The sequence below is a fragment of the Solibacillus isronensis genome (assembly GCF_023715405.1).
Lineage (GTDB): Bacteria > Bacillota > Bacilli > Bacillales_A > Planococcaceae > Solibacillus > Solibacillus isronensis_B.
Window position 1 is genome coordinate 1,840,078 of record NZ_JAMBOC010000001.1, and the last position, 11,640, is coordinate 1,851,717.

The following is an 11,640-nucleotide window of genomic DNA, read 5'->3' on the forward strand; positions in this document are numbered from 1 at the left end:
TTAATTGGACGCTCCTTTTTTTACGAATGCAGCTACGAAAAATCCGTCACTGCCTATATCTTGCGGGAATACTTGCAGCATCCCGTCCTGTTGCTTCGCTTCTAGTTGTGTTGGTAAATTTTCAATCGGCACCAAGTTCATTTCAGGGTGCTCTTTTAAGAAGGCTTGTACCGTACCTTCATTTTCACTGCGGTCTACTGTGCATGTTGAATACACTAATCGTCCGTCTTGTTTTAATAGCTGGACTGCATTATTTAAAATCGAAAGCTGAATTGTTTGCAGGCTCTCTAAATCTTCTTCTCGCTTTGTATATTTAATATCCGGCTTGCGTCGCATTACGCCCAAACCTGAGCAAGGTGCGTCAACCAGAATGGCATCATAGCCTTCCTTTTGTAGGAAGCCAGCTGCTTTTCTTCCGTCAAGCGGAGCTGTTTCGATAATATTCAATCCTAGACGCGCAACATTCTCTTCGATTAAATCCAATTTCTTCGGATGAAGATCGGTCGCTAAAATTGAACCTTCGTTTTTCATAACTTCAGCAAGATGCGTTGTTTTCCCTCCTGGTGCTGCACACATATCAAGTACTTTCATACCTGGCTGCGGATTCAGCACTTTTGCCGGCAGCATCGAGCTTTCATCCTGAATCGTAATAAGCCCATTTCGGAACGCTCCCGTACGTGCAGCCTGCCCGCTTTCAAGATGCAGACATTCAGGTATATACTCACTGCGGCGCGCTTTTACACCTTCACGTTCAAGCGTTGTCAATACTTGTTCAACAGTTGCTTTCGTCGTGTTGACACGTACTGTCTGCAATGGTGCAATATTATTTTCAAGCAGCATTTCACGTGTTTTATCATAGCCGTAGCTTTCAACCCATCGATCGACCAGCCATTGCGGATGGCTCGTTTCGATTGCCAGACGCTCATTTGCATCTTCTATTAAATCGGTTGAACGAACACCTTCACGTAAAATTGAACGTAAAATACCATTTACCATTGAGGCAATCCCTTTATGGCCTCGTCGTTTTGCAATTTCCACTGCTTCATTGACAGCGGCGTGTGCTGGAATACGTGTTAAATACTGCATTTGATAGAGTGACATACGCAACAGCCAGCGTACCCAAATATCCACTTTTCCACGAATAAATGGCTCCAGATAATAATCCAGTGTCAGTTTATGCTGCAATGTTCCATATGTGAGCTCTGTTAACAGGCCACGGTCTTTCGCATCGATTTTATATTTCTCAATTGTTTGGTGTAATAATAAATTGCTGTATGCCTGGCTTTTATCGACCGTCAATAAAATCGTTAAAGCGGCATCCCGAACATTACCGTCCCAAATCACTTGTTTCTTTTTACTCATTCAAAACGGTCCCCAATCTGTAATTTCGAGCCCGTACCACGTAAAAACTCTTCTGCTGTCATGCGTTTCTTCCCTGCTGGTTGTACATCATACAGCGCCAATGTACTGCCATCGCCTGTCGCTACTTCAAAATGATCTTTTTCAATTTTCACGACTTCTCCAGGTGCAGCGTTTGTTGAAGTTTCGCCAACCTTTGCCGCCCAGATTTTAAAGTTAGCCCCTTCAAATGTCGTATAGGCAACAGGCCAAGGGTGTAATCCGCGCACTTGATTATACAATGCACGCGCTTCATTATTCCAATCAATCAACTCCTGTTCGCGGCTAATATTGCGCGCAAATGTTACGAGTGATTCATCCTGTGGAATGCGGGAATTTGTCCCGTCGATAATCGATGGCATTGTTTCTTTTAATAGTTCACGACCAACGGCACTTAATTTATCAAACATTGTGCCCGTATTATCCGTATCTTCAATAGCAATTTCCCGTTGCGAAATAATATCCCCGGCATCCAGTTTTTCCGCCATATACATAATCGTTACACCTGTTGTTGCCTGTCCATCAATAATTGCCTGATGAATTGGTGCACCGCCTCGGTAAGCAGGTAATAATGACGCATGGACATTAATGCAACCTAATCGCGGTGCATCAAGCAGTTCTTTCGGCAAAATTTGTCCAAAAGCCGCTGTTACGACAAGGTCAGCATTTAATGCCAAAATTTCTTCCAGCTCCTGTGAACCGCGTAGCTTTTCAGGCTGAATAACATGTAAGCCTAATTGTAGTGCTTCCTCTTTTACAGGCGGCGGCGTTAGTACTTTTTTACGACCAACTGGACGGTCCGGCTGTGTCACAACCGCTGCGATATCATAGCCTTCTTCATGAAGCATACGCAAAATTGGCGCTGAAAAGGCAGGTGTTCCCATAAATACGATTTTTGTCATCGATTATTCCTCCTCAGCGTCCGCGTAAAGCTCTTCTAATTCTTCCTCTGTTAATACACGCGTCATTTTCGAATCAAATAAAACACCGTCTAAATGATCGATTTCATGCAAAATACAACGTGCTTCAAAGTCTTCAGCTTCAAGTTCATAAATACGTCCTTCACGGTCAGATGCTTCGATTTTAACGTAAGTTGGACGCTTGACCATTCCAAACAGGTCCGGGAAACTTAAACAGCCTTCTACATCTTCTTCTTCACCACGTGTTTCAATTACGATCGGGTTGATCATTTCTAAAATATCTTCGCCTAATTCTACGATTGCTACACGTAAATCAACATTAATTTGAGGTGCAGCAATGCCTACACCATCATTTTCTACCATCGTGTCATATAAATCATCTAAAAGTTGAATGATATTTTCATCGATCACTTCAACTTCTCGCGTTTTTTGTGATAATACATTCGCTGGGTTTTTCACAACTTCTTTAATTGCCATTTTAATACCTCTTTCTATATGCATTAGATCATTGTCGGATCTAAATCAACTGTTAGCACTATGCCTTTTTTAATCCATTCCGATCGATACAGTTTTATAAGCTGTAAAAGAACCGGAATTAAATTTGGCTCTACTTTATATTTTATCAAACATTGATAACGATATCTATTTTGGAGACGAGCGATACTGGCTGTTGTCGGTCCGATAACGGAAACTTTAAATGATAAATTGGAACGCAAATACTCCGCGACACGTCCTGCATATTCTGCAGCAAACATGACGTCTTCATGAGAAACTTGAATAAGCGCAATATAATAATAAGGCGGATATCCGGCAATATGCCTAGCATGCATTTCACGTTCATAAAACGGTGTATAATGCTGATCTTTAGACAGTTGGATCGCATAATGCTCCGGTGTATACGTTTGGATATATACTTCACCAAGCTTATTATGGCGTCCTGCTCGTCCACTAACTTGCGTCATAAGCTGGAATGTTTTTTCCGCAGCCCGGTAATCCGGTAAATGAAGCGATGTATCGGCACTCAATACGCCGACTAATGTAATATTCGGGAAATCAAGTCCTTTTGCAATCATTTGCGTACCGAGCAGAATATCCGCTTCGCCTCGACCGAACGCATCGAGCATTTTTTCATGTGCCCCTTTTTGTTTGGTCGTATCGACATCCATCCGCATGACACGCGCTTCCGGAAACAGCTTATAAATTTCTTCTTCCACCTTTTGTGTACCGGTACCGAAATAACGAATGTTTTCACTTAAGCATTCCGGACATGTTTCCGGAATATATTCGTCGTGACCGCAATAATGGCATTTCAGCTTTTCCTGATAGCGGTGATACGTTAACGAAATATCACAGTTAGGACATTGCACTGTTGTTCCGCAATCCCTGCATAATACAAACGATGAATAGCCGCGGCGATTTAAAAACAGCACGGTCTGCTCTTTTTTATCTAGACGGTCCCTTAATGCCTCCATTAGCGGTTCAGAAAACATCGAGCGGTTTCCTGCCTGAAGCTGTTCCCGCATATCGATAATCTGAACAGACGGCAATGGCTGATTTTTTGCCCGCTGTGACAATGTCAGCAATGTATATACACCTTTTTTCGCACGTGCAAACGATTCTAATGCAGGTGTCGCACTCCCTAATATAACAGGACAATTATAATAATTTCCGCGCCATATCGCGACATCCCGTGCATGATAGCGGGGGGAATCTTCCTGCTTGTATGTTGACTCATGTTCTTCATCCAATATAAGCAAACCGAGATTTTTAAACGGTGCAAAAACAGCTGACCGTGCACCCACGACTACCTTAACTTTCCCTTGCTGCACTTTCCGCCATTCATCATATTTTTCACCGACCGACAATCCGCTATGCATGACCGCTACTTCATTACCAAAACGCGATTTGAAACGCTCTGTCATTTGCGGTGTCAATGATATTTCAGGTACGAGTACAATCGCTTCTTTGCCGTCTGCGATTGTACGCTGGATCGCCTGCAAATACACTTCTGTTTTCCCGCTGCCTGTAATGCCGTGAAGCAGAAAAGTCTCTTGACGCTTATCATCTATCGCTTCCGTAATTTTTTTCAGTGCCACGTCTTGCTCATCTGTCAATTGTAAGAAGTCTGTTTTCACGACTTCCTTTGTAAACGGATCGCGGTAAACTTCTTCTTGTATATACGCTGCTGCCCCTTTATCAATGACACTGTTTAATACACTGCTTGTCACTTGAACAGCTTCATAAATTTGTTCCGGTAAAACGACGGCTCCCGCATGCTCCTGCATCCATTCCATTAATGCCAGCTGCTTCGGTGCCCGTTTCCCCATTTGTCCGATAACTTCTTCTATTTGTTCACGGGAATAGATTTGCACTTTGCGTACTTGTTTTACTTGGCCTTTTTGTTTCACTTCATTTTCAATATTGAGAAGGCCGTCTTTTACTGCCCGTTTTACTGGTTTTAATAAGTTTGCCTTTTCAAATTGGGCTAAATTCACTCTTTCAGTTTTCTCGAAGTAAGGCTGCAGCATTTCAGGTAATTGCGGAATTTCGCCTAGCAGGACAGCATACTTCTCATACTTGGCCCGCAAAGCACCCGGCAGCATTACTTGTAATGCATCAATTTCATAACAGATTGTTTGATGCTTCAGCCATTTTGCCAAGCTCAGCATTTCCTCCGTTAAAATAGATTCCAAATCGAGTATTTCCGAAATCGGCTTTATTTTTTCAACCGGAACGTCTGATTCAATTGTAATGCCGACGACAAATCCAAGCACATTGCGCGGTCCAAATGGCACTTTGACACGACATCCTATGTCTATCAGCTCTTCCCAATCTTCCGGTATTAAATAATCGAAAGGACGGTCAACCGGATATGCGGAAACATCGACGATTACTTGTGCAAATCTCATTGTCCATCGCTTCCTGATTGCTCACGGAAATGCCTTTCTACGAGTGCCGTAATTTTTTCCGGCTCTTCCAGACGCCCTTTCCCTATATAGCCGCATGCCAAAAATCCTTCAGACGGTTCGATAAAGCGGATGCCATCTTCATGAAGTTGTGCAATATTCCGTAAAACGGCCGGATGTTCATACATATGTACATTCATAGCCGGTGCCACCCATACAGGTGCAGTCGTTGCCAGTAAGGTTGTTGTCACCATATCATCCGCCATACCATGTGCCATTTTCGCAATCATATTGGCTGTTGCAGGAGCTACGATAACTAAATCGGCCCAGTCTGCCAAATCAATATGGGCAATGACATTGGAATCTTTTTCATCGAAAGTATCAAAAAACACGTCGTTTTTAGACATCACTTGGAAGCTCAAAGGGGTAACGAACTTTTGTGCAGAAGCTGTCATAATCACTTTTACGTTAAAGCCTGCCTGAGACAGTTTGCTTACTAACGCTACCGCTTTATATACAGCAATTCCACCCGACACACACAATAGTATATTGTTTCTTTTCATTATTTTACCGTCCTTTCAAAGGATAAGCTCCCAAAGAAAAATTCTTAGGGAGCTTCTACTCAGGGAGTATTCTTTTAGTAAATTACCAACTAGATTTCGTCTTCGTAAACAGTTGAAGCGTCTTGTTGAACTTTGCGAAGCTTTCCGGCAGCTACTTCTTCCAATGCTTTTCCTACTGGTTTGTAAGAAACGTATGAGCTTAAGTGCTCGCCGCCCTCTTCTTGCATTTGGCGCGCACGTTTTGAAGCTAAGCTCACTAAAGAATACTTAGAATCAATTTGTTTTTTTAACTTATCTACTGATGGATATAACATGGTTTCATTCTCCTCTCAACATTGACAAATAGCGTTTTTCCACACGTTCACGGCGGCAGTGCTCTGCTACTATGATAGCATTTATTTTATCACATGCATTTTGAACTTGGTCGTTTTCTACAACATAATCATATAAACTCATCATTTCGACTTCTTCACGAGCAGTAGCGATACGACGGGCGATTACATCTTCTGTTTCCGTACCACGCCCAACTAAACGTTGTTCCAATTCGGAAATGCTTGGTGGTGCTAAAAAAATAAACAACGCATCTGGTGCTTTTTCACGAATTTGTGCTGCTCCTTGTACTTCAATTTCCAAAAATACATCGCGTCCTGCTTCTAGCGTTTCGTGTACATATGCAAGTGGCGTACCGTAATAATTGCCTACAAATTCTGCATGTTCCAGTAAGCCTCCTTGCTCGATTAACGCTTCGAATTCCTCACGTGTTCTAAAGAAATAGTCTACACCATCTTCTTCTCCTTCGCGAGGATTACGTGTTGTCATTGAAATCGAATATTCGTAATTCGTATCCGGCTGTGAAAAGAGCTCTTTTCGAACTGTCCCTTTACCCACACCTGATGGACCAGATAAAACAATTAATAATCCACGTTGTTTTTTCATAAGTAACTCCTTTATATCATTCAATATTTTGAACTTGTTCACGCATTTTTTCTAAAATCGTCTTCGCCTGCACGACTGCTGCTGAACATTGGGTAGACTGATTTTTTGAACCGATTGTATTAATTTCCCGGTTCATTTCCTGCATAATGAAATCAAGCTTGCGTCCAATCGCAATGTTTTCAGTTAACGTTTCGGATAACTGATTAAAATGACTCTCTAAACGGTCAAGCTCTTCTGTAATATCAATCCGCTCTGCAAAGATCGCAACTTCTGTAAGTAAACGATCGTCCAATGAATGACCGCTTGCCACTTCTTCTAAACGGCTCATTAAACGTTCACGATATTTTTCAACTGCGAGCGGTGAATATTGCCGAATTTCAGCAATTTGCGCTTCCAAATCCGATTTATACTGCAGCATCACTTGCTGCAATCCTTGCCCTTCACGATCACGCATCGCAATGAGGTTTTGGATTGCTTCTGCCAAAGCATTTTTAACAGCATCGATAATCTCATCCTGCATGAACTCAATTTTTTCAACTTGCAACACTTGGTCCAAACTTACAATTTCCTGCATTGTCCACTTTTCCTCCATCGGAACTGTTTGTGACAACTCCTTTTTTGCTTGGAGAAAAGCATTGAGCAGTGACCAATTGATTTGAATCGTCTGTTCAGTGTCATGGAGCTCCTTCAGAAAAATGATAACATCTATTTTCCCACGAGAAACTGCATCCGACAACATTTTTTTTGCTACTACTTCAGATTCCATCCATTCTTTTGGAAACTTTGTATTAATTTCTAAAAAACGATGATTCACAGCACGAATTTCAACAGTGAGTTGAAAGTGTTTCGTTGTTGTGACCCCCCTGCCGAATCCGGTCATACTACGTACCAAGGTTCGTCACATCCTTCTTTACTTAATTGTTTCAATTATAGCATATGTGTTATCAATTTTGCGTTAACGTCTATTATCCGAATATATATTTTATCATAGATAGGATGTAATAAAATACTTTTTATTTTATGTAAAAAGGAAAGAATTGGCTTCCTATAATTAGGGAGTTTATTTCCATACCGGGGCGGACGCTTTCCGCGGGCGTGGCCTGTGCCTGTAGTCTCAGGCGTCAGTGCTCCTGACGCTGCGCTTTCGTCGCAAAATAAATTTCGCTGCTCCCGCTGGAGTCACCACCCCTCCATTCCAATCAACAGGCTTTAATCATATTTCCCTCATATAAATAATACGTTTCCTTAATATATAGTAATTTACGATAACTACAGGTTTAAACGAAAAAATGGTATGATTAAACAATCAAAAAGACTTATTTAATGAAAGAGGCATAAAGATGGCATTTGACGGACTATTTACTCGTTCGATGAGCAAGGAACTACAAAGCCTGACTTCCGGACGTATTACAAAAATTTATCAGCCGAATGCACTTGAAGTTGTATTGCAAATTCGTGCAGCAGGCCAAAACAGTAAACTATTATTTTCTATCCACCCTTCCTATTCCCGCGTTCACATAACAGATCAGTCGATTGAAAATCCGGCTGACCCGCCAATGTTTTGTATGCTGTTACGCAAACATATTGAAGGAGGCTTTATTTCATCTGTTGTTCAGGACGGCTTTGAACGGGTAATCACTTTTGAAATCGACAGTAAAAATGAAATCGGCGATGCCGTAAAGCGAAAACTCGTCATCGAAATTATGGGGCGTCATAGTAACTTGCTGTTAATCGATGCTCAAAATGATGTCATTATTGACAGCATCAAACATTTGCCGCCATCGATGAACAGCTATCGGACTGTTTTACCAGGTCAGCAATATATCGCGCCGCCACAACAACAAAAAATTGCACTGACAAGTTTATCCGATGTAGAGTTGAAAGAGGTTTTTTCAAAACAACCAACTACTAAAGATATTGTCGAACAATTTGCCGGTTTCTCTCCTTTGCATGCAAACGAGTTACTGTACCGCATTACGACAAATGATGCGGTAACAGCATGCAGACAGCTGATGAACGAAATTGCAACGAGCGCTAACCCGACCTATGTTGAGCAGGAAGGGAAAATCTATTTCTCGCCAACAGCGCTAACTCATTTATCAGGCGCTGTTACGAATTATGAAACACTTGGCGAACTGCTTGACCGTGTATTTTTCGCCCGTGCAAAACGGGACCGGGTGAAACAGCAAGCCGGTGATCTCGAACGCTGGTTGCAAAATGAATTGAATAAATTAAAACTGAAACAAAAAAAGCTGCAAAAAGATTATGAACGTGCTCAAAATCTGGAGCAGTTCCAACTTTACGGTGAGCTTTTAATGGCTAATCTCTATAATTTCGAAAAAGGCGCTGAATACGTCGACGTTGAAAACTATTACAGCGAAAACGCCGAAACAGTTAGAATACCGATTAGCCCGAGAAAAACACCAATCGAAAATGCGCAAAGCTATTACACAAAGTACAATAAAGCGAAGACAGCGTTAATTATGATTGAGGAACAGAAGCATAAAGCAACGGAAGACATCCACTATTTGGAAATGCTTACACAGCAAGTGCAGCAAGCTTCCACTAAAGATATTGAAGAGATCCGTGAAGAGCTGGCAGAACAAGGATTACTTCGAATCCGCCAGGCAAAGCGTAAAAAGAAACCGACAAAACCTGAACCCGAAAAATTTGTATCATCTTCTGGTATTTTAATTTCGGTCGGCAAAAATAATAAGCAAAATGATTATTTGACATTTAAAATTGGAAAACGCAACGAAGTATGGCTGCATACGAAAGATATTCCGGGATCACATGTTGTCATCCATTCGGAAAACCCGGATGAACAAACATTAACGGAAGCCGCTGTATTGAGTGCTTATTTTTCTAAAGCACGCGACTCTTCGTCTGTACCGGTAGACTATACGGAAATTCGCCATGTGAAAAAACCGAATGGCGCAAAACCAGGGTTTGTTATTTATTTTGAACAAAAAACACTTTATGTCACACCGGATGAAGCGATTGTTATGCAACTGAAAAAGTAAACAAGGAAAAAACCGCTTAGAAATTTTCTAAGCGGTTCTTTTTGTTAATAATTATTTAATTGGTGCGTCAGCCGTTAATTCCAGTAGGTGTAAATTGTCCATAGTATCATTAGCATAATCAACATTGTAGTTTTTCACACGTTTGTTAATTGGAATGATTTCTGTACGGAAGTATGTCGGAATTGTTGTTGCTTGTTCGAACATATACTCTTCCCACTTACGGAATGCATCCGCACGGTATTCTGCATCAACCGCTTCTTTAGAATCGATATCAACTAATAATGCTTGTAATTCCGGTGTTACGAAACGGCTGTAGTTGAATGAAGCTCCTTCACCGTATAATCCAAGTGGAGATGGGTTTGTACCAGTACCCCATGCAGCCATGAACATATCGATTTCTGGATCATCCGCTTTTACTTTGTCGTAGAAACTGTTGAATTCGATTAAACGACCAGTAGTTAACTGTACATCTAAACCAACATCTTTCCAGTTTTGACGGTAGTATTCAACGATCGCTTCGTCAGTATCAGAACCTGACATACCTGCCATACGGATTTCGAATTTTTCACCATTTTTATCTTCACGGATTCCGTCACCGTCAACGTCTTTGTATCCAGCTTCATCTAATAATGCTTTTGCTTTTTCAGGATCATAGTTGAATCCTTCTAAAGAATTATCATGGAATGAAGCGAATGCTGGTGGAATTAATGAAGTTGCACGTGAACGTAAACCTTGGTAGAAACGCTCACCAACTTGCTCGATATCCATTGCGTATGCGATTGCTTTACGTAAGTTAGCATCATTCATTTTTGCATTTTCATCTGTAACGTTTACACTTGCAGCTGCATCCCATTTACCAAGCTTGAAGCCAAGGTAAGAGTATGCTAACTCCGGACGAGCTAATACTGTTAAGTTTTCAAGATCTTTAACGCCATCATATTGGTTTGTCGGATATGCAGATGCCATATCGTATTTACCTGTACGTAATGCTTCACCAATAGAAGATGAAGGAACTACTTGTAATACTACTTTGTCTAACTTCGGTTGACCTCTCCAGTAGTGCTCGTTCGCTACGAACTGAACAGATTCACCGTCAACTAATTTATCTAATTTAAACGGTCCTAAAGTTACAGGAGATTTACGTACCGCATCTGAAGAGATTAAGTCCTTAACAGGAATATCCTTCAATACATGTTTTGGTACTGCATAACCCCATAAACCATCACCTAAAGAGTAGATAGCCGGAGAAACTTTAGTCATAGAAATTTCAACTGTTTTGTCATCGATCTTTTTAATACCAGAGATTGTATCTGCAGTACCTGCTTTATATTCAGCAGCACCGATGATGTTTTTGAAGTCATCATCATAACGGATACCTGTATAGTCAGGGTGACCGATAATTTCGTAAGCATAAATGATATCTTCAACAGTCATTGGCTGACCATCAGACCATTTCACTTCGTCAGGCTGGATAGTGATTGTTACTTTGTTGTTATCTGCATCTACATCTAACTTCGCAATCCCTTTATCCGTTACAAGGAAGTCACCATCTGTTTCGAAAATTTCGTTTGTCATGAAGCCTAAAATATCTGCATCATAACCATCTTCATATAATTCATATGAGAATACTCCTTGGAAAGGAGAATCTGTTACTAAAGCGAATTGTAATGTACCGCCTTCGATTGCATCTCCATCATTTGTAACTTCTGATGGTAATGTTGGAGATTCTGCAGTAGAAGAACCGCCTTCATTTGTTTTTTCTTCTGTTTGTTTCCCATCATTTTCAGCTGGTTTTTCAGTTGACGTTTCGTCATCTCCTCCACAAGCTGCTAATACTAATGCCGTAGCAAATACTGATGACAGCATTAAACCTTTCTTTTTCTTCATCTGTTTT

The 11,640-nt window shown here is 41.1% G+C and carries 9 protein-coding genes and 1 pseudogene; 1 reads left to right on the forward strand and 9 read right to left on the reverse strand.

The features are described 5' to 3' along the window. The 8 genes and pseudogenes from rsmB to M3166_RS09395 all read right to left on the reverse strand — a co-directional run bounded on the left by rsmB (position 1) and on the right by M3166_RS09395 (position 7,615). Positions 1–1,362, reverse strand: coding sequence for a 16S rRNA (cytosine(967)-C(5))-methyltransferase RsmB (gene rsmB / locus M3166_RS09360; RefSeq protein ID WP_008403347.1), 1,362 nt, complete (start codon positions 1,360–1,362; stop codon positions 1–3). Then, complete coding sequence (fmt, locus tag M3166_RS09365) at positions 1,359–2,300, reverse strand: methionyl-tRNA formyltransferase (RefSeq protein WP_251689430.1); 942 nt, start codon at positions 2,298–2,300, stop codon at positions 1,359–1,361. Before fmt ends, rsmB begins: the two co-directional genes overlap by 4 nt. A 3-nt stretch (positions 2,301–2,303) precedes the next feature. Beyond that, the gene (gene def / locus M3166_RS09370) at positions 2,304–2,795 is read right to left on the reverse strand and encodes a peptide deformylase (RefSeq protein WP_251689432.1); all 492 of its coding nucleotides are present in this window, start codon (positions 2,793–2,795) and stop codon (positions 2,304–2,306) included. Positions 2,796–2,818: 23 nt separating this feature from the next. After that, a complete protein-coding gene (gene priA / locus M3166_RS09375) occupies positions 2,819–5,227 on the reverse strand; it encodes a primosomal protein N' (protein ID WP_251689434.1) in 2,409 nt (802 codons plus the stop codon). 14 nt (positions 5,228–5,241) lie between these two features. Continuing rightward, a pseudogene (gene coaBC / locus M3166_RS09380) lies at positions 5,242–5,787 on the reverse strand (bifunctional phosphopantothenoylcysteine decarboxylase/phosphopantothenate--cysteine ligase CoaBC); the annotation flags it as partial. A gap of 89 nt (positions 5,788–5,876) precedes the next feature. Then, positions 5,877–6,101, reverse strand: coding sequence for a DNA-directed RNA polymerase subunit omega (gene rpoZ / locus M3166_RS09385; protein WP_008403352.1), 225 nt, complete (start codon positions 6,099–6,101; stop codon positions 5,877–5,879). Between the two features lie 4 nt (positions 6,102–6,105). Further along, the gene (gmk, locus tag M3166_RS09390) at positions 6,106–6,723 is read right to left on the reverse strand and encodes a guanylate kinase (RefSeq protein WP_079525094.1); all 618 of its coding nucleotides are present in this window, start codon (positions 6,721–6,723) and stop codon (positions 6,106–6,108) included. A gap of 16 nt (positions 6,724–6,739) precedes the next feature. Next, on the reverse strand, positions 6,740–7,615 hold the full coding sequence (locus M3166_RS09395; protein WP_251689436.1) for a YicC/YloC family endoribonuclease: 876 nt from the start codon (positions 7,613–7,615) through the stop codon (positions 6,740–6,742). A 448-nt stretch (positions 7,616–8,063) separates the two neighbouring features. Between M3166_RS09395 and M3166_RS09400 the strand changes: the two genes are divergently transcribed. Then, on the forward strand, positions 8,064–9,746 hold the full coding sequence (locus M3166_RS09400) for an Rqc2 family fibronectin-binding protein (RefSeq protein ID WP_251689438.1): 1,683 nt from the start codon (positions 8,064–8,066) through the stop codon (positions 9,744–9,746). Positions 9,747–9,797: 51 nt separating this feature from the next. Here the strand turns inward: M3166_RS09400 and M3166_RS09405 are convergent, their stop codons facing one another. Then, positions 9,798–11,633 carry an oligopeptide ABC transporter substrate-binding protein gene (locus M3166_RS09405; RefSeq protein WP_251689439.1) on the reverse strand — a complete coding sequence of 612 codons (1,836 nt, stop codon included), beginning with the start codon at positions 11,631–11,633 and terminating at the stop codon, positions 9,798–9,800. Positions 11,634–11,640 lie beyond the last annotated feature (7 nt).